The 16,831-nt window shown below is 53.8% G+C and carries 16 protein-coding genes; 7 read left to right on the top strand and 9 right to left on the bottom strand.

Annotated features, from left to right (window positions below; all coding sequences use genetic code 11):
* Positions 1 to 31: 31 nt before the first annotated feature.
* The 3 genes from EHV07_RS20070 to EHV07_RS20060 all read right to left on the bottom strand — a co-directional run bounded on the left by EHV07_RS20070 (position 32) and on the right by EHV07_RS20060 (position 3,713).
* Positions 32 to 1,228, bottom strand: coding sequence for a cytochrome c (locus EHV07_RS20070; protein ID WP_147199904.1), 1,197 nt, complete (start codon positions 1,226 to 1,228; stop codon positions 32 to 34).
* Positions 1,225 to 3,138 carry an FAD/NAD(P)-binding protein gene (locus EHV07_RS20065; protein ID WP_147199903.1) on the bottom strand — a complete coding sequence of 638 codons (1,914 nt, stop codon included), beginning with the start codon at positions 3,136 to 3,138 and terminating at the stop codon, positions 1,225 to 1,227. The genes EHV07_RS20070 and EHV07_RS20065 overlap by 4 nt, the downstream gene beginning before the upstream one ends.
* Before the next feature lie 185 nt (positions 3,139 to 3,323).
* The gene (locus tag EHV07_RS20060) at positions 3,324 to 3,713 is read right to left on the bottom strand and encodes a tautomerase family protein (RefSeq protein ID WP_147199902.1); all 390 of its coding nucleotides are present in this window, start codon (positions 3,711 to 3,713) and stop codon (positions 3,324 to 3,326) included.
* Positions 3,714 to 3,861: 148 nt separating this feature from the next.
* Here EHV07_RS20060 and EHV07_RS20055 point away from each other — a divergent pair, with 148 nt between their 5' ends.
* The 4 genes from EHV07_RS20055 to EHV07_RS20040 all read left to right on the top strand — a co-directional run bounded on the left by EHV07_RS20055 (position 3,862) and on the right by EHV07_RS20040 (position 6,742).
* On the top strand, positions 3,862 to 4,776 hold the full coding sequence (locus EHV07_RS20055) for a LysR family transcriptional regulator (protein ID WP_147199901.1): 915 nt from the start codon (positions 3,862 to 3,864) through the stop codon (positions 4,774 to 4,776).
* 78 nt (positions 4,777 to 4,854) lie between these two features.
* Positions 4,855 to 5,805, top strand: coding sequence for a WD40 repeat domain-containing protein (locus tag EHV07_RS20050; RefSeq protein WP_147199900.1), 951 nt, complete (start codon positions 4,855 to 4,857; stop codon positions 5,803 to 5,805).
* 17 nt (positions 5,806 to 5,822) lie between these two features.
* A complete protein-coding gene (mug, locus tag EHV07_RS20045; RefSeq protein WP_147199899.1) occupies positions 5,823 to 6,350 on the top strand; it encodes a G/U mismatch-specific DNA glycosylase in 528 nt (175 codons plus the stop codon).
* A 221-nt stretch (positions 6,351 to 6,571) separates the two neighbouring features.
* On the top strand, positions 6,572 to 6,742 hold the full coding sequence (locus tag EHV07_RS20040) for a Hok/Gef family protein (protein WP_371419653.1): 171 nt from the start codon (positions 6,572 to 6,574) through the stop codon (positions 6,740 to 6,742).
* Between the two features lie 123 nt (positions 6,743 to 6,865).
* Here EHV07_RS20040 and rpoD read toward each other — a convergent pair whose 3' ends face one another.
* The 3 genes from rpoD to rpsU all read right to left on the bottom strand — a co-directional run bounded on the left by rpoD (position 6,866) and on the right by rpsU (position 11,106).
* Positions 6,866 to 8,710 carry an RNA polymerase sigma factor RpoD gene (rpoD, locus tag EHV07_RS20035; protein ID WP_147199897.1) on the bottom strand — a complete coding sequence of 615 codons (1,845 nt, stop codon included), beginning with the start codon at positions 8,708 to 8,710 and terminating at the stop codon, positions 6,866 to 6,868.
* A gap of 323 nt (positions 8,711 to 9,033) precedes the next feature.
* Complete coding sequence (gene dnaG / locus EHV07_RS20030) at positions 9,034 to 10,779, bottom strand: DNA primase (protein ID WP_147199896.1); 1,746 nt, start codon at positions 10,777 to 10,779, stop codon at positions 9,034 to 9,036.
* A gap of 111 nt (positions 10,780 to 10,890) precedes the next feature.
* Positions 10,891 to 11,106 (bottom strand): 30S ribosomal protein S21, encoded by a 216-nt coding sequence (gene rpsU / locus EHV07_RS20025; protein ID WP_001144069.1) that lies wholly within the window; start codon positions 11,104 to 11,106, stop codon positions 10,891 to 10,893.
* Positions 11,107 to 11,409: 303 nt separating this feature from the next.
* On the opposite strand from rpsU, the gene tsaD reads away from it, so the two are divergent.
* The gene (gene tsaD / locus EHV07_RS20020) at positions 11,410 to 12,432 is read left to right on the top strand and encodes a tRNA (adenosine(37)-N6)-threonylcarbamoyltransferase complex transferase subunit TsaD (protein ID WP_147199895.1); all 1,023 of its coding nucleotides are present in this window, start codon (positions 11,410 to 11,412) and stop codon (positions 12,430 to 12,432) included.
* Positions 12,433 to 12,505: 73 nt separating this feature from the next.
* Here the strand turns inward: tsaD and plsY are convergent, their stop codons facing one another.
* The gene (gene plsY / locus EHV07_RS20015; protein WP_147199894.1) at positions 12,506 to 13,120 is read right to left on the bottom strand and encodes a glycerol-3-phosphate 1-O-acyltransferase PlsY; all 615 of its coding nucleotides are present in this window, start codon (positions 13,118 to 13,120) and stop codon (positions 12,506 to 12,508) included.
* A gap of 107 nt (positions 13,121 to 13,227) precedes the next feature.
* Here plsY and folB point away from each other — a divergent pair, with 107 nt between their 5' ends.
* Together folB and bacA are read left to right on the top strand one after the other, a co-directional pair.
* Positions 13,228 to 13,587: a bifunctional dihydroneopterin aldolase/7,8-dihydroneopterin epimerase gene (folB, locus tag EHV07_RS20010; protein ID WP_147199893.1), complete on the top strand. Its 360-nt coding sequence runs from the start codon at positions 13,228 to 13,230 to the stop codon at positions 13,585 to 13,587.
* Positions 13,588 to 13,730: 143 nt separating this feature from the next.
* Positions 13,731 to 14,549: an undecaprenyl-diphosphate phosphatase gene (gene bacA / locus EHV07_RS20005; protein ID WP_147199892.1), complete on the top strand. Its 819-nt coding sequence runs from the start codon at positions 13,731 to 13,733 to the stop codon at positions 14,547 to 14,549.
* A 41-nt stretch (positions 14,550 to 14,590) separates the two neighbouring features.
* Here the strand turns inward: bacA and EHV07_RS20000 are convergent, their stop codons facing one another.
* Both EHV07_RS20000 and EHV07_RS19995 read right to left on the bottom strand, forming a co-directional pair.
* A complete protein-coding gene (locus EHV07_RS20000; protein ID WP_147199891.1) occupies positions 14,591 to 15,817 on the bottom strand; it encodes a multifunctional CCA addition/repair protein in 1,227 nt (408 codons plus the stop codon).
* Between the two features lie 139 nt (positions 15,818 to 15,956).
* Entirely contained in the window at positions 15,957 to 16,577 is a 621-nt protein-coding gene (locus EHV07_RS19995) for a TIGR04211 family SH3 domain-containing protein (RefSeq protein WP_147199890.1), read from the bottom strand.
* Between the last annotated feature and the right edge of the window lie 254 nt (positions 16,578 to 16,831).

Here is a 16,831-nt window from a genome sequence, read left to right as displayed (position 1 = left end):
GGGAGCGTTTTCTTATCAATAAAGAAAAAGTTTATTTCCCTTCTTGTTGCTTCTCTGTCATCTGGCGAATGGCTTTAACCTTTGCTGGCGTGACGGCGGCGGCCTGGTTGCCCCAGCTGCTGCGAATGTAGCTCATCACATCAGCCACTTGCTTATCGTCCATTGTCCACGCATAAGCGGGCATCGTTTGCGACAAACCCTGCTGCGTTAGCGGTGTATGAGCGCCTTCCAGCACCACCCGGATCGCATTAAGTGAACTTTCTCCCGCCACTGCGGTGTTACCTGCCAGCGCCGGAACAAAACGATCGACGCCTTCACCGTTGCTGCCGTGACAGGTCGCGCAATATTGCCGGTAGCTTTGCTTTCCGTTCCCTGCTGCCGTTGTCGCCGTGCGGGAAACCGCAGAAGGGAGAGCGGGCAGAGCATGCAGATAAGCGCCAATTGCCTGCAAATCTTCCTGCGTAAGATATTGCGTACTGTGGGTGACGACTTCAGCCATCGGCCCGGCGACTGCACTGTGCTGACTGCGGCCCGTTTTCAACAGGTCGACAACGGTTTTTGGCTCCAGCCCACGTAATGACGGCGCGTACCAGCCGGCCAGTTCTCCGCCGCTGAGATAAGCCGCATCCGCTGCGCTTTCTCCTTTTTCCTGCATCGCCCAGCCTCGTGGCGTGTGGCAACTGCCACAGTGTCCCGGCCCCTGAACCAGCCATGCGCCACGGTTCCATTCGGCACGTTGCTGTGGGTCTGGGCGGAAGACCGCGCTGTCATGAAATAACGCGTTCCAGACGGTCAGCGGCCAGCGCATCGACAATGGCCAGGGAATATCGCTGGCGCGGTTGGCCAGCGGCTGCGGCTGCACTTCCTGCATTAAATAATCATACAGCGCCCGCATCTGCACGGGATCCATTTTGGCATAGGCGGTGTAGGGCATCGCCGGATAAAGGTGATGACCGTCTTTCGCCACGCCTTTGCGCATCGCACGGTCGAAATCCTCGAAGCTGTAGTCGCCAATTCCCTGCTGCTTATCGGGCGTGATATTCGTCGACCAGATATCGCCGAGCGGCGTGGTAAAACGGACGCCCCCGGCCAGCGGCTTGCCTTTCGGCGCCGTATGGCAGGCGCTACAATCCCCCGCTGTTGCCAGATATTCGCCCTCAGACATTGGCACGGCCTGGGCGCTTCCGGCCATCACCAGTCCGCCAATAAGGAGATTACGCAGCCTCATGCTTTCTCCTTAGCGGCGGTCGCTGCTTGCGAAGTCAGCTCATTAACCGCTCGCCAGGCCTGATCGATTGCCGAGTTGGCATACGGGCTCCAGTCGGAATCCGAATTGGCAATAGTGATGTTGCCGACAGGGCGGCGGGCGAGGTTAATGGTCGCCTGCGCCTCGTCTTCATCATCGAACAGCCCGTTGATAAAATAAGAGTAGCCATGTGACCAGCGGTTGACGGTAATCGCTTCGATGTCGCGCTGATGGTCAAATCCGGCAGCGCCTAACATGCCCTGAAGCTGCTCGCGGATCATCTGTTCATGCACGGCAAAAGAGGTGCCTAATAGCTGCGCACGACCTTTGCGAGCCTGTTCACGCGAGCTAAGCCCGCTGCCCGGTACGCAAGGGACATGAACCATATGTAACCCAATGGGTTGTTCAGGATCGCGTGGATGGCGATAGCTGCCCAAATCTACCGGATAATCGAGCTTAACGCGGCAGTAAGGCGCGGTCGGACAGTAAACTTCCTGCACGCCCAGCGCTTTAAAGGCTTTCCAGTTTTTGATCAGGACTTTGCTGTATACCAGCGGCGCCTTAACGTTCTGTTTTAAGGCTTCCTGCTGTTCCGGAGGAATTTCCGGCACAAGGTAAGGGATCATCATGTTATAGCCAGCCATCACCACCTGACCGGCATGAACTTTTGTTAGTTTGTCGCCGGTGGCGTAGGTGACTTCAACGCCGTCAGCGACGTTGGCAACATGCATGCCGGTGCTGTTCAGACGCAGCTTCACCGGCCACGAAGGCTTGTCCAGCTGGCTGTAATCAAATTTGGCCGTCACGATCGCCTGCATGCTCTGTTCGGCCGGACTGACTGCCGGAATGAGTTTCCGCACCATCAGACGCGCCAGCGTGGCGTTGCCGTCCGGGAAATGGAAGACGTAGGGATCGTCAAGGTCAGCCTGTGATTCGGCATCCATAGGCGGCAGATTCATGCCGTTGAGCCCTGGCAAATCGCAAATACGGGCGTCACTGCATGAGGTGGCATCAATGCCGACCGCCTGAAAATCGCTGGTGGTTTGCTGGAAATAGCGGATCGCCAGCGGGCTGAGGCCGACTTTTTCCCGCAGGAATTCGCTATAGCTGTGGCTGTCCAGCCAGGCCATTTTCTCTTCGGTACTTAAACCGGGCAGATAATCTTTCGGCTGGGTATGCAATAAAATCAGCGCATCCCGATCGGCCTGTGGCAGAGGAAAATCGCCGATAAACGCTTCATATGAGCGACCGTTTAAGCGATCGCGAGGAATATCATCAGCAACCATCCTGCCAGGATCGCCACTGACGATTTTATCCACGCCAAAGTTTTCGCGGTCAAAATAGACGCCACGGCTGAAATTGAGATCGGGGTAAAATGTCTTATCAAAGCCTTTTTCCAGCGTATCAATATTGACGCCTAACTGTGAAATCAGCTGCATCACCACCGGGCTGAAATTGGAGCGCGGAGATTGTAAAGACTCACTGCCGCCATAGCCCAGAATCATGCCTTTGGCGGATGAAAGCTCGTTACGCTTTGCATGTCCGCCAAAATCATCATGGTTATCGATCAGCAAGATTTTCTGGTCTGTCCCTTTCAGCTGCTGCCAGAAACAGGCCGCCGCCAGGCCGCTGATGCCAGCGCCTACCACTACCAGATCGTAGGTTTCGCTAACCGGCAGTCGTGTATCGGGAATGTTTTCGCCCGCACGTGCCAGGCGATGGGCATTTTCAAAGGAACCCGGATGGTTTCCACGCAGGCCTGTTAAGGCAGGAGGGTAAGTCAGCGTCTGCTGAGCCGCCAGGGGTGAAGCGCGCAGGATGTGGCTCGGGGTAAGTCCTGCGGCAATCGTTATCGCTACGCCATTGAGAAAATCGCGTCGTGTGATGCTCATTATCATTTCCTTGTGGGGCTTCTTCGTCATCACGAAAAGCGCGGTGCAAAAGCGGCGCTATTGTGCTTACCCACGCAGGAAGATCAAGGAAAAGGTAAATTCATTACGCGCGAAGCCGGAAGCGCGGCATTATGCATAGCGCTTCCGGCTGTCCGGCAGGAGAGGAGAGCGGCGTGGGGGCTGAGTTATAACTCACCGGTAACGTACTGCGCTACACCGTGGCCGAAACTCCAGTCGCCTTTGCTGTTGGTAATAAAAGTGATCATCACGTCGCTGCCTTCAATGCCGCAGCTCTCTTTTAACTCGCGGCAGAGTTCTGCCATAAAAAATTGCTTCTGCTCGTCGCTGCGCGGGCTGGTAAAAACACGCACCATGACCAGATTATCCGTACGGGTTAATCCCAGACCCGTGTCTTCGAACACCATCTGATAACTCTTGTTTTCGTGAACAATCTGGTAACGGTCGCGTTGCGGCACTTTAAATGCGCTAAGAACAGCGCGATGCGCGGCATCCAGTAGCGTTTTTAGTTCAGATTCGGAGCGGCCCTGAATCACATCAAATTGCAGTAGTGGCATAATTTATTCCCCTTAAAATAATAGGTTATGGGCAGAAGGTCGTTCTGCTTTTCATTTTTCCTGCTTTACTTTACGGCGAATGTTGTGCGGGAAAAAGCGGTATACTTGAATTGATTATTTACTATTTTGAACAATCGATGGAAAGATTATGAAAACTGACGCGCTGTGGATGCATCTGCACTGGCTAACCGTCCTGGCAGAGCAGGGGAGCTTTACCCGAGCGGCCGAGCGGCTGGAAGTCAGCAAAGCCGCCATGAGCCAAAAGATTAAAGAACTGGAGCAACAGGCGGGCGTGCCGCTGGTCACGCGCACCACGCGCAGCGTCAGATTGACCGGCGCAGGGGAAAAGCTGGTAGCAGAACTCCGCACGCCGTTTGCACAAATCGAGCAGAGCTTTTTTAGCGTGCGTGATTCCGCCGGGCCTTTGCGCGGGCTGGTTCGGGTGACGGCGCCGGTCGCTTTTGCCCGCCAACATTTGGTGCCGCATATCACCGCTTTTCTGCGCGAGCATCCGCAGGTGCGCGTTCAGCTGGAGGTTTCCGATCGGCTGATCGCGCTGGCCAGCGAAGGATTCGATCTGGCCATTCGGCATAGCGAAACGCTGCCGGAAACGCACGTCGCTTTGCCACTGTGTACGACGCGTGCGTTAGTGGTCGCTTCTCCTGCCTATCTCTCTGAGCAGGGTGAACCTCAAACGCCACAGGCTTTGAGCGAGCATCGGTGCCTCTACTATCCACGCGGAACGGAAGCGCCGCGCTGGGCCTTTGTATCCGCTTTGAACCCGCGGGAAAGGGTAGAGGTCAACGTAAGCGGCCCTTTTGCCACCAATAACAGTGAATCGATCAGGGATGCTGCGCTGGACGGATTGGGGATTGCGCTCTTGCCTGATTTTAGTGCTCATGCAGCACTGCGCGACGGACGGCTGGTCGAGCTTTTACCGCAATGGCAGGCAACAGGCGCGTTTGCACAGACGCTGTATATCGTGAGGCCATGGTCTGCACAGGTACCCCGTGCGGTCAGCGGTTTTATTCAGTGGCTGCGCGATGCGTTTCGGGAACGCTGAAGCACACGCTTTCCTGTTCCAGCGCCGACCTCATGAACTACCTTTATATGAAACAGGTATTTAAAGGAGAGAGCTACGATGTCGGAAACCCAATATGGCCTGATTGCCGTCGATAAGCAGGGCAGTAACGTCCTGTTTCTGAATCCCGAAACTTTTGCCGTTGAGCGCGAGCTGAATGCTTTTCCCCCTCGCCCACACGAATTGTTGATTCTGCCCAAACAGCATAAAGCCTATGTGCCGATTTTCGGTGATGGCATCCATGGTGATAATCCTCATCCGGGCCACAAAATTGCGGTAATCGATCTGCTTAAGCGTCAAACCCTCGGTTTTATTGATATCAGTCCGCTGGAGTCCCCTCATACCGGCAGGCTGGGCCGCGATGGTTACGTTTATCAGTGCTGTGAAAACAGCGCGACGATCCTGGTGATCGATCCTGATACCGATCGGATCCTCCGCAAAATTGCCGTGCCGTCGCATAATACGCACCGTCTGACGCTGTTGCCGTCAGGGGATAAACTATTCACAGATAACGAAGAAGATGCATCTGTAACCGTTGTGGACTTGACCCAGGGCGACGGCAAGGTAGTGGATAATATCGTTATGCCTGCTGCCATAAGCGGTATCGCGGCTTCACCTAAACATCCCTGGCTTGTCGCCACCGATGGCAGCCAGCCGTTGCTCCACGTTATCGATGCGGCCAGCCATCAGCGGGTTAAATCGTTGTCGCTTGCTGGCCATCAGCAACCGTCGCAAATTGTCCGTTTCAGTGAGGATGGCTCACTGCTGGTGGTGATTGGTGACGACGAGCCGGTCATCAGCCTTTTTGACGGCGAGTTGAATCCGCTTGGGCAGGTTGCCGTGGGTAATAAGCCGATGGATGGCTGCTTCAGTCCTGATAACCGTACGCTGCTGATTGCCAATGAAGAGGATGGCACGCTTAGCGTGATTGATATCGCCACGCTGACCGTTATTGCCACGCCGACGGTGGGGCGCGGTTGCGAAGTGCTGAGCTATTTTGAAATGGCGTAAAGTTGAGAAAAAAGTAAATGAGTGAAATAACGGACCATACGATCACGGACATTCTTACACCCGCGCTGCGGGTGGTGTTTTGCGGCATCAATCCAGGAAAGTCGTCAGCGCATACCGGCTTCCATTTTGCCCATCCGGGCAACCGCTTCTGGAAAACTATCTGGCAGGCGGGCTTTACCTTCCGCCAGCTGAAGCCGGAAGAAGAACAGCAGCTGCTGGATACGGGTTGTGGCATTACGATGCTGGTGGAAAGGCCCACAAAAGAGGCGACCGAACTGTCGCGCGGTGAGCTGCTCGATGGCGGCCGGCTGCTGGTGGAAAAAATAGAGCGGTATCAGCCAGCGGCTTTAGCCGTGCTGGGCAAGCAAGCCTATAAGCAGGCCTTTGGCGTCAGTAAAGTGGAGTGGGGCAGGCAGCCGCAAAATATTGGTGAGACGGAGGTTTGGGTTTTGCCGAATCCCAGCGGATTGAACCGGGCATCGCAGGAGGAACTGGTTGCCGCTTACCGCGAGCTGGAGACTGCGCTAACCCTGCGTAAACGTTAGGCGTTTCATTGAAGTTGCAAAAAAATCAGGGCCAACGCGGACTTTAGAAAATCTGTCAGACGATCGCTCAATTCGTGCGTTACACTGCCGCCGGGTGCTCAGGAACTTTTTGTCCTGAGTGACCGGGACAAGAAGAGAAAAGCCCCACTTGACGTTAATCAAAGTGAGGCTGCTCTTCCATCCCAACAATGGAAAGGTAGCCTTTTACCTGCTGAAAAGCAATGGAAAGGAGGCCAGTGATGGCACAAAAATTGTTCGTTCTCAGTTTAATAGTGGTCTGTCTAACGCTAATAAGCGTTATCTGGATTACGCGTGGTTCGCTTTGCGAATTGCATGTTAAACAGGGAGGTACGGAGATTGTAGCCAGCTTAGCCTGCGAATCTGTAAGGTAAGGCAACATGCTGACGGGCAGGCTGCCCGTCAGCACATTGTCCGGATGTGATTCTTTGAGCACCCTTCTGACATAAAAAAAGCCCCTGCAAGCAGGGGCTTTTTGTTGCACAGGGCTAGACGGATTAATCGTCCAGGAAGCTGCGCAGAACTTCAGAGCGGCTTGGATGACGCAGTTTACGCAGCGCCTTCGCTTCAATCTGACGGATACGCTCACGGGTAACGTCAAACTGCTTACCGACTTCTTCCAGCGTGTGGTCGGTATTCATATCAATACCAAAACGCATACGCAGTACCTTCGCTTCACGAGCGGTCAGGCCAGCCAGCACGTCATGAGTTGCTGAACGCAGGCTCTCGGAGGTGGCAGAATCCAGCGGCAGCTCCAGCGTGGTATCTTCGATAAAATCGCCCAGATGTGAATCTTCATCATCACCAATCGGCGTCTCCATGGAGATCGGCTCTTTGGCAATTTTCAGCACTTTACGGATTTTATCTTCCGGCATCAGCATACGCTCGGCCAGCTCTTCCGGCGTTGGCTCACGCCCCATTTCCTGTAGCATCTGACGAGAAATACGGTTGAGCTTGTTAATCGTCTCAATCATATGCACCGGAATACGAATGGTGCGCGCCTGGTCAGCGATGGAGCGGGTAATAGCCTGACGGATCCACCAGGTAGCATAAGTAGAGAACTTATAACCACGACGGTATTCAAACTTATCCACCGCTTTCATCAGACCGATGTTACCTTCCTGGATCAGATCAAGGAACTGCAGGCCACGGTTGGTGTACTTCTTGGCGATAGAGATAACCAGACGCAGGTTAGCCTCAACCATCTCTTTCTTCGCACGACGCGCTTTCGCTTCGCCGATAGACATGCGACGGTTAATGTCTTTTACCTGCTCAATGGTCAGGCCGGTTTCTTCTTCAATCTGCGAAAGCTTGGTCAGGCCGCGCTGAACGTCTTCGGTTACGTCTTTCAGCTTTTCTGACCACGGCTTGTTCATTGCCAGCGCTGCCTGGAACCAGGTTTCGCTGGTTTCATTACCGGTGAACAGCGTAATGAAGTTCTTTTTCGGCATCTTACAGATTTCAACACACAGCTTCATGATGATACGTTCCTGAGTACGAACGCGATCCATCATGGTACGCATGTTGTTCACCAGGTAGTCGAACTGCTTCGGCACCAGGCGGAACTGTTTGAAGACGTCTGACAGATTCTGGATTTCAGCAATCGCATCTGCGTGGCTGCGGCCTTTGGCCTTAATGACCGTACGCGCTTTCTCGTACTGCGTACGCAGGTCGCCGAACTTCTCGCGTGCCAGTTCAGGATCGATGCTGTTGTCATCGTCAGCGCTGTCGTCGTCGGACTCTTCATCTTCGTCTTCGTCGTCGTCACGCTCTTCTTCAGAAAGTTCAGACCCTACGTGTGTTGCCGTAGGTGCCATTTCTTCTTCTGCGTTTGGATCGACAAAACCGGTGATCATATCAGACAGGCGAGCCTCGCCCGCTTCAACGCGATCGTACTGCTCCAGCAAATAGGTGATGGCTTCAGGATATTCAGCAACGGAACACTGTACCTGGTTGATACCGTCTTCGATGCGTTTCGCGATGTCGATTTCGCCTTCGCGCGTCAGCAGTTCAACGGTACCCATTTCACGCATGTACATGCGCACCGGGTCAGTTGTGCGTCCGATTTCCGATTCAACGCTGGATAGCACCTGAGCAGCCGCTTCGGCAGCATCTTCATCCGTATCGCTGCTGTTTTCATTCAGCATCAGATCGTCGGCATCAGGTGCTTCTTCCACAACCTGTATGCCCATGTCGTTGATCATCTGGATGATGTCTTCGATCTGATCGGAGTCGACGATATCTTCCGGCAGATGGTCATTGACCTCGGCATAGGTCAGATAGCCTTGCTCCTTACCACGGGTGACAAGCAGCTTCAGCTGTGACTGCGGGTTTTGCTCCATAAGACGGTATCCACACTTCTGTTAAATTAGATTGGTGTTGGTCGGCTAAGCTTAAGCAGCCAACAATAACAGTGAGGGCGTTGGATTATTGCCGCTGCCCATCGTGGCGGCTGCCAGGTTCAACCTGGCGGAAGTTCGGCACTTAAGCCGCTTGAATTGTGTTCGAAGCGCTCGATCTTGCCATTTTGAACGCTGACCGTGCTCGCCGTCCTCACGTAGTAAAGTACGCTGCGGGTGCTGTGCGCTGGCACCGTTCAAACTGACTGCGACAATCGCTTCTTAAAGCTGTTAAACCAAATCGTCGTCGCGTTTAAATTGGTTTATTACTGTTTCTTTAAAGCCTGACTCAGCGTCCAGAACTCACGCCGCTCGTCTGCGTTGAGTACATGAGTACGGTCGCGGGCTATTAATTCTTCCAGCCTGCGTTCCAGGGCGGCGTCGTACATACTGGCCAGCGAGTCCTTAAACATGGTTTCCACTTCATCTTCTACGATCATGTGGTTCCATGTAGCCAGTGTTTCAAGGCTCTGACTAAATTTTGTTCCGCGATATAACTCTAGTAGCTGTCCCGTAGTCAGGCCAGGATGCGCAACGCAGGTGCCGACTAACTCAACAAACAGCGTAAAGCCAGGCAGCTCAGAATTTCCTAATCCTTCCAGTGACGGTACCATTGTTGCCAGATCGGGATTCTGAATCAGCAGCCCAATGAGTATACGCATGGTTGTGCGTTTTAGCTGGGGCTGCTTAGGCGGTTTCGCGTTCTCACCCTGTTTTGGCAACAGTTTTTCCAGCTGGCTGTCGTCCAAAATTCCCAGCTTGTTGCCAAGCTCCTGACGCAGATAGATCCTCAGCGTTTCGCCTGGGACCTGGCTAATCAACGGCAGTGCCAGCGTACTCAGCTGCGCGCGCCCATCCGGAGAACGCAAATCAACCTGTGGCATCAGCGTGTCAAATAAGAAGGCGGAAAGCGGCATAGCCTGTTCCATCCGCGCTTCAAACGCCTCTTTTCCTTCTTTACGCACCAGCGTATCCGGGTCTTCGCCATCGGGCAGAAACATAAAGCGTAGCTGACGACCGTCATTCATGTAAGGTAATGCGGTTTCCAGCGCACGCCATGCTGCTTCCCGGCCCGCTCTGTCGCCGTCATAGCAACAGATCACATTGTCGGTTGTGCGGAAGAGAAGTTGAATGTGCTCAGGCGTAGTAGAAGTGCCCAGCGACGCCACGGCATAATCAATACCGAATTGTGCCAGCGCTACTACGTCCATGTAGCCTTCCACCACCAACAGTTTCGCGGGTTCAGGATGATGCTTTTGAGCTTCATAAAGACCGTATAACTGACGGCCCTTATGGAAAATATCGGTTTCCGGGGAGTTTAAATATTTTGGCAGCGCATCGCCCAGCACGCGCCCACCAAATCCTATTACTCGCCCGCGCTTGTCATGAATGGGAAACATTATCCGTTCACGGAAGCGATCGTAACTGCGGCCCTGGTCGTTAGTGACCAGCATTCCGGCATCGCTTAGCGACTGGCGGTCATCCTGACTGCGGCCAAAGCGTTTTAACGCATTGTCCCAGCCTGCCGGAGCAAAGCCGATGGAAAAGTGTTTAATGACTTCATCACTGAGCCCACGCTGCGCCAGATACTCACGTGCGCCTGCTGCCTGATTTTGGGAAAGCGACTGCTGGTAATACTCGCTCAGTCCGGTCATCAGCTGATACAAACTCTGCCGCTGGTGCCGTTCAAGCTGGCTGGGGCCCGTACCGCTTTCATAGGGCACTTCAAGGCCGTACAGCGTTGCCAGCTCTTCAATGCTTTCCACAAATTCCAGACGGTCGTAATTCATCAGGAAATCAATGGCGTTACCGTGTGCTCCGCAGCCGAAGCAATGGTAAAACTGCTTTTCGCCGTTCACGGTGAAAGAGGGGGTTTTCTCATTATGGAAAGGACAGCACGCGTGATAATTCTTGCCCTGCTTTTTAAGCTTTACGCGCGCATCGATCAGATCCACGATGTCCGTGCGTGCCAGCAAGTCATTGATAAAAACGCGTGGAATTCGTCCAGCCATAAGCCCCGGTTTATCAGCTCATAAACGAGAACAAGCCGCGCATTCCTTTCGGAAAGCACGGCCTTGTATACTACTACTTGTCTGTCAAGCGTGAGGGCAAGCCCTCAAAGATTAGTACAGACGAGTGCGGCGTGCGTTTTCGCGAGCCAGTTTCTTCGCGTGGCGTTTTACTGCAGACGCTTTAGCGCGCTTACGTTCGGTAGTAGGTTTTTCATAAAACTCACGACGACGAACTTCAGCCAGAACGCCTGCTTTCTCGCAAGAACGCTTGAAGCGACGCAGTGCTACGTCAAATGGCTCGTTTTCACGTACTTTAATTACCGGCATGTAACTCTCACCTCGATAAATTCGGTTTTGTTGCTGACGTCAGTGCCAGCTTGTTTCAAAATGGTGCGGAATTTTACTCCAACACAGGCTGCGTTGTAAAGCACCATAGCATAATGTCACCAACAGATGCGCCTGTGCCGCTGCCGGTTTTTTCAGGCGGATGATTATACACTAATCAACCAACTGCTGCGAAAGTATTTTCCCTTTGTACATCAAATAGTCATCGGTTCCGCACGGAAAATTGCCGCCGTAAGTCTGGCCTTCATGCTACACTGCGCGCCGCAAGAATGAGGTAAAAATGCCATGCGTGTACTCGGAATAGAAACTTCCTGCGATGAAACCGGTATCGCGATTTACGACGATGCCACCGGCTTGCTCGCTAACCAACTTTACAGCCAGGTCAAACTGCATGCCGATTACGGCGGTGTGGTACCGGAACTGGCTTCGCGCGATCACGTGCGTAAAACCGTGCCGTTAATCCAGGCCGCTTTGAAAGAAGCGGGCCTGAAGGCACAAGACATTGACGCGGTGGCTTATACTGCCGGGCCCGGTCTGGTCGGTGCGTTGCTGGTCGGCGCAACGATCGGTCGCTCGCTGGCTTTTGCCTGGGACGTCCCGGCCATCCCTGTCCACCATATGGAAGGACATCTGCTGGCACCGATGCTGGAAGAGAATCCGCCTGAGTTTCCGTTTGTCGCGCTGCTGGTTTCGGGCGGCCATACTCAGCTGATTGGCGTCACCGGCATTGGCGAATACACGCTGCTGGGCGAATCCGTTGATGATGCGGCTGGCGAGGCGTTCGATAAAACGGCGAAGCTGCTCGGCCTTGACTATCCTGGCGGTCCGCTGCTGTCAAAAATGGCGCAGCAGGGGGTGGCAAAACGCTTTGTTTTCCCTCGTCCAATGACCGATCGCCCTGGCCTGGATTTCAGTTTCTCCGGGCTGAAAACCTTCGCGGCCAATACCATCCGTGAAAACAGCGATGACGATCAGACCCGCGCTGATATCGCTCGGGCATTTGAAGATGCCGTTGTCGATACGCTGGCGATCAAATGTAAACGAGCGCTCGAGCAAACCGGCTTTAAGCGGCTGGTTATTGCGGGAGGCGTTAGTGCTAACCGGACGCTTCGTGCCAAAATGGCAGAAGTGATGCAGGCTCGCGGTGGTGAGGCGTTTTATGCGCGTCCTGAGTTTTGTACCGATAACGGCGCGATGATCGCTTATGCGGGAATGGTGCGTTTGAAGGACGGAACCCACGGCGAGCTGAGCGTTACCGTACGTCCTCGCTGGCCGCTGGCAGAGCTTTCTCCGCTGCATCACGACTAAACAGAACGCGCCATGATGTGATGGCGCGTTTTAAATGATTCATCAGGCAGAAGCCTGCCGCCACGCTGAAGCACTACTCTTCTTCGGGCTTGTTCCGCTTTTTCTTCTTCCAGATTTTTGTCTCCTGACCGCGCCACAGCCGCTGAATATTATCGTGATGGCGTAACAGCACCAGACACGACAGCATCGCCACCGGAAAAGTCAGCTGGGGCTTAAACCACCAGACATAAAACGGCGCAATCAGGGCGCTAATGATGGCGCCAAGCGAAGAATAGCCGCTCAGCAACACGGTCAACAGCCAGGTGCCGGTCATCAGTCCGGTCAAATCCCAACCAATCGGCGCAATCGCGCCAAATGCTGTCGCTACCCCTTTGCCGCCTTTAAAATGGAAAAACACCGGATAGATGTGGCCCAGACAGGCGGCAATGGCGATCAGGCCAAGATAGAAAGGAGAGAGTCCGTAATGATAAGCCAGCCAGACCGGCAGCATGCCCTTAAGGACGTCGAAAATCAGTACGGTCAGTGCGGGTATTTTGCCGCCGATGCGCAACACATTTGTCGCACCAGGGTTGCCGGATCCATTCTGACGCGGGTCGGGTAATCCGAACATTCGGCAAACCAGAATCGCGCTGGAAATGGAGCCGCACAGATACGCGAAAAAAATCATACCAAGCGCGAATACACTCATAACACCGTTCCGCCTTCCAGGGGTCGTTTTGATCTCTTCATCCGTGGATAATACGCATAAACCGCCGGAAGTGGTATCCGGCAACCACAAAAACAGAGACTGCCATCATGGATATCGTATTTATTGAACAACTCTCCGTCATCACCACGATTGGTGTTTACGACTGGGAACAGACTATTTCACAAAAGCTGGTGTTCGATGTCGAAATGGCCTGGGACAATCGCCGAGCCGCCGCCAGTGATGACGTCGCTGACTGCCTGAGCTATGCCGACGTCAGTGAAGCCATCATTAATCACGTGGCCGGCGGCAAATTTGCACTGGTTGAGCGCGTCGCGGAAGAGGTTGCCACTCTGCTAATGCAGCGATTTAACTCTCCCTGGGTTCGCATCAAACTCAGCAAGCCGGGCGCGGTTGCACAGGCGCATCAGGTAGGCGTCATCATTCAACGAGGGACTATTCCGAAATAAGAGCATTGTGATTGCCATCACAGTGAAACCAAACCACATTATGGGTCTCTAAGATTGGCCTAACCCAATGTGGGCACAATTTCGGCGGTAGCGCACGAGCTACCGCCTTTTTAATGGTTTTTATACGGATAGGGGTAGAGTAGATGGCAGATATTCATCAGCTGTGGGTGGCAGCCATACTGGGTATTGTTGAAGGGCTGACGGAATTTCTTCCCGTCTCTTCCACCGGACACATGATCATTGTCGGTCATCTGTTAGGGTTTGAAGGCGATAAAGCCGATACTTTTGAAGTGGTTATCCAACTGGGCTCCATTCTGGCTGTCGTCGTGATGTTCTGGCGACGCCTGTTTGGCCTGATCGGTATCCATTTCGGTAAAGTACCGCACGAAGGCACCGGCAAAGGCCATTTAACCCTGATCCATATTCTGTTGGGAATGATCCCGGCGGTCGTGGTTGGTCTGGTGTTTCACGACAAAATCAAAACGTTATTTAATCCAGTCAACGTGATGTATGCCCTGGTCGTCGGCGGTGTGCTGCTGCTGGCTGCGGAGTTCCTGAAGCCAAAACAGCCGAAAGCGGTTGGCATTGATGATATGACCTATCGTCAGGCCTTTATCATCGGCTGCTTCCAGTGCCTGGCGCTGTGGCCGGGCTTCTCCCGTTCAGGAGCGACCATCTCTGGCGGGATGCTGATGGGCGTCAGTCGCTATGCGGCAGCGGAGTTCTCCTTCGTCCTGGCGGTGCCAATGATGATGGGAGCAACGGTGCTGGATCTGTATAAAAGCATCGCCTTCCTGTCGATGGCTGACTTCCCGATGTTCGCCACCGGCTTTATTACCGCCTTTATCGTGGCGCTGATTGCCATCAAGGTGTTCCTGAAGCTGATTCAGCGCATCTCCTTTGTGCCGTTTGCCATCTACCGCTTCATTGTGGCGGCTGCGGTTTACATGATCTTTGTCTAGTTAATGCAGAACGAGCCGGATGGATGAGTCCGGCTCGTTGCTTAAGCCTTTGCTACCTGCCAGTCACCTAACGCCTTGATACGCCTTCTCGATAATTCTTCTCTGACTTCAGCGCCTTTAAAACCTGCGGCAACAACCTCTTTGGTCGAGACGTTCAGAACGATTTCAAACGCTTTACGCAGATAATCGCCTTGCGGATACGCATTGTTTTCGAAACCGGTACGCCCACGCGCGTCTGCTTCGCTGGTCAGGGCCAGTTGCTCAACGCGCTGGGGTTTACGCCAGGCATCAATGCGGTCAAACAGCGCCACCAGCGTTTCCGGACTCTGGCGGTCAACGGTATGCACCAGATCATGAAATTCCGTCACCAGCAGTGCCAAATCACGCAATGCATTCGGCACCCGCAATCGCTGACAAAGATGCTCAACCAGCGGGACGCCAGCAGGGCCATGACCATGATGGCTCGGCCATTTTTCCGGCGGCGTCAGCGCCTTGCCAACATCGTGGAAAAGGGTAGCGAAGCGCACGGCAATATCTTCAGTGAGCTGGGCGGCAATCGCGAGCGTCATCAGCGTATGGATGCCCGTGTCGATTTCGGGATGCCATTTCGCCGGGGCGGGGATGCCGTACAGGTTGTCCAGCTCCGGGAAAAGCACGGCTAATGCACCACAATCCCGTAAGACCTGAAAATAGACCTGGGGATTGCGGGTCTCCAGCGCCTTTTCGGTCTCTTTCCAGACGCGTTCAGGCGTCAGCGCATTCAGCTCGCCGCTTTCGACCATCCAGCGCATCAGTGCCTGAGTATCAGTAGCAACAACAAAATTGAGATGGGCGAATCGCGCCGCGAAACGGGCGACACGCAGCACCCGCAGGGGATCTTCCTTAAAAGCCTCGGAGACATGGCGCAGTTGGCGTTGCTGGATATCATCGCGACCGCCATAGGGATCGTAATAATTGCCATCATCATCCTGCGCTATGGCATTGATGGTCAGATCGCGGCGCTGCAAGTCCTGCTCAAGGGTGACGTCCGGCGCGGAGTAGCAGACAAAGCCGGTGTAGCCGCTGCCGCTTTTGCGTTCGGTACGAGCCAGCGCATATTCCTGATGGGTCTTGGGATGAAGAAAAACGGGGAAATCGCGGCCAACCTGTTCATAGCCCAGCGTCAGCATCTCTTCGGGGGAAGCGCCAACCACGACCCAATCTTTGTCTTTGACCGGTAAATTCAGCAGGGCATCGCGTACCGCGCCACCGACAAGGTAAGTCTTCACTACACACTCCTGGATTAAACGTTTCAGGCATCATACGTAAAGTGTAGAAGCTGTCATAGCGTTGCGAAGAGGGCGGCCTTTGTGCAGACATGCGAAAAAGGGCATCGGAAGATGCCCTGAATACAACCAGACGGGAAAATCAGTTCATCCAGCGATCTTTTTTCTTGCGGCTCGGGATCATATGCGGCAGCAGCAGCCCAAGCAGCAGGCCCACACCCGCTACACCGCCGCCGTACATAAACCATTGCATAATAATGGTGCGCTGTTTGTCATCCAGCTGAACATTGGCGGCATTCACCTTCTTCTGCGCCACCACCAGCTCATTTTTCAGCTTTTGATTCTGAGCTTTCAGGCTGTTAATTGCATCATCACTGCCGGCGACTTTTTTCTGCATCTCGGCAGTGCGCTGGTTCCAGCTGCCGTCAATGTTCGCCAGTTTATCGGTCAGATCTTTCACCTGCTGCTCCAGCTGCGGAACGCGCGTACGCAGGCTCGGTTGCTGGCTAAGCTGCGTCAGGGGGATCCAGGCGGTACGACCGCTGGCATCGCGGATCTGGCCGTAATGGGTTTCGTCATTGGTTTGCAGTAAAGCGACCTGTTCGCCCGCATTCAGGGTAGCAACCAGACGGTAGCTGTCGCTCGGCCCGCTGCGAACCCAGGTGGAAAGCTCATCAGAAATATAGCGTTTTTCTTCGGCATGTACGGATGCTGCTACGCTAAAAGTGAGTAAAGTGAGGCCAATAAAATGCGTTTTTTTCATTCGATATCTTTTTTACGTGAGTGCAGGAAAAAAGTAATGGCACAGTCTGGAGCTGGCTCGCATAAAGCTGAATGAGAACTATCCTGGTCTCAAATCGCTACGAGGCGGCGCGCATCGCTTTAAGAAAGCCAGGACAGCCTGGGGGATTGTGCATTACTCTTCTCGTCATAACTGTCTGATCCCGGCCATGCGACCTGCCGTAAGCGAAAAAAAGCCGGGACCTGTAAGGGATAATCAGACCTGAATGTCACTAT

The organism is Pantoea sp. CCBC3-3-1, assembly GCF_007981265.1.
Taxonomy (GTDB): Bacteria; Pseudomonadota; Gammaproteobacteria; order Enterobacterales; family Enterobacteriaceae; genus Erwinia.
The sequence above is the reverse complement of the archived record's forward strand: the minus strand, read 5'-3'. Positions and strand labels throughout refer to the sequence as shown.

Excerpts from the sequence above, each read along its gene's own strand:
- EHV07_RS20040 (WP_371419653.1), top strand. The coding sequence starts at position 6,572 with ATGGAAAGGAGGCCAGTGATGGCACAAAAATTGTTCGTTCTCAGTTTA.
- rpsU (WP_001144069.1), bottom strand. The coding sequence starts at position 11,106 with ATGCCGGTAATTAAAGTACGTGAAAACGAGCCATTTGACGTAGCACTG.
- EHV07_RS20060 (WP_147199902.1), bottom strand. The coding sequence starts at position 3,713 with ATGCCACTACTGCAATTTGATGTGATTCAGGGCCGCTCCGAATCTGAA.
- EHV07_RS20055 (WP_147199901.1), top strand. The coding sequence starts at position 3,862 with ATGAAAACTGACGCGCTGTGGATGCATCTGCACTGGCTAACCGTCCTG.
- plsY (WP_147199894.1), bottom strand. The coding sequence starts at position 13,120 with ATGAGTGTATTCGCGCTTGGTATGATTTTTTTCGCGTATCTGTGCGGC.
- bacA (WP_147199892.1), top strand. The coding sequence starts at position 13,731 with ATGGCAGATATTCATCAGCTGTGGGTGGCAGCCATACTGGGTATTGTT.
- folB (WP_147199893.1), top strand. The coding sequence starts at position 13,228 with ATGGATATCGTATTTATTGAACAACTCTCCGTCATCACCACGATTGGT.
- dnaG (WP_147199896.1), bottom strand. The coding sequence starts at position 10,779 with ATGGCTGGACGAATTCCACGCGTTTTTATCAATGACTTGCTGGCACGC.
- EHV07_RS19995 (WP_147199890.1), bottom strand. The coding sequence starts at position 16,577 with ATGAAAAAAACGCATTTTATTGGCCTCACTTTACTCACTTTTAGCGTA.
- EHV07_RS20065 (WP_147199903.1), bottom strand. The coding sequence starts at position 3,138 with ATGAGCATCACACGACGCGATTTTCTCAATGGCGTAGCGATAACGATT.
- rpoD (WP_147199897.1), bottom strand. The coding sequence starts at position 8,710 with ATGGAGCAAAACCCGCAGTCACAGCTGAAGCTGCTTGTCACCCGTGGT.
- mug (WP_147199899.1), top strand. The coding sequence starts at position 5,823 with ATGAGTGAAATAACGGACCATACGATCACGGACATTCTTACACCCGCG.
- EHV07_RS20070 (WP_147199904.1), bottom strand. The coding sequence starts at position 1,228 with ATGAGGCTGCGTAATCTCCTTATTGGCGGACTGGTGATGGCCGGAAGC.
- EHV07_RS20050 (WP_147199900.1), top strand. The coding sequence starts at position 4,855 with ATGTCGGAAACCCAATATGGCCTGATTGCCGTCGATAAGCAGGGCAGT.
- tsaD (WP_147199895.1), top strand. The coding sequence starts at position 11,410 with ATGCGTGTACTCGGAATAGAAACTTCCTGCGATGAAACCGGTATCGCG.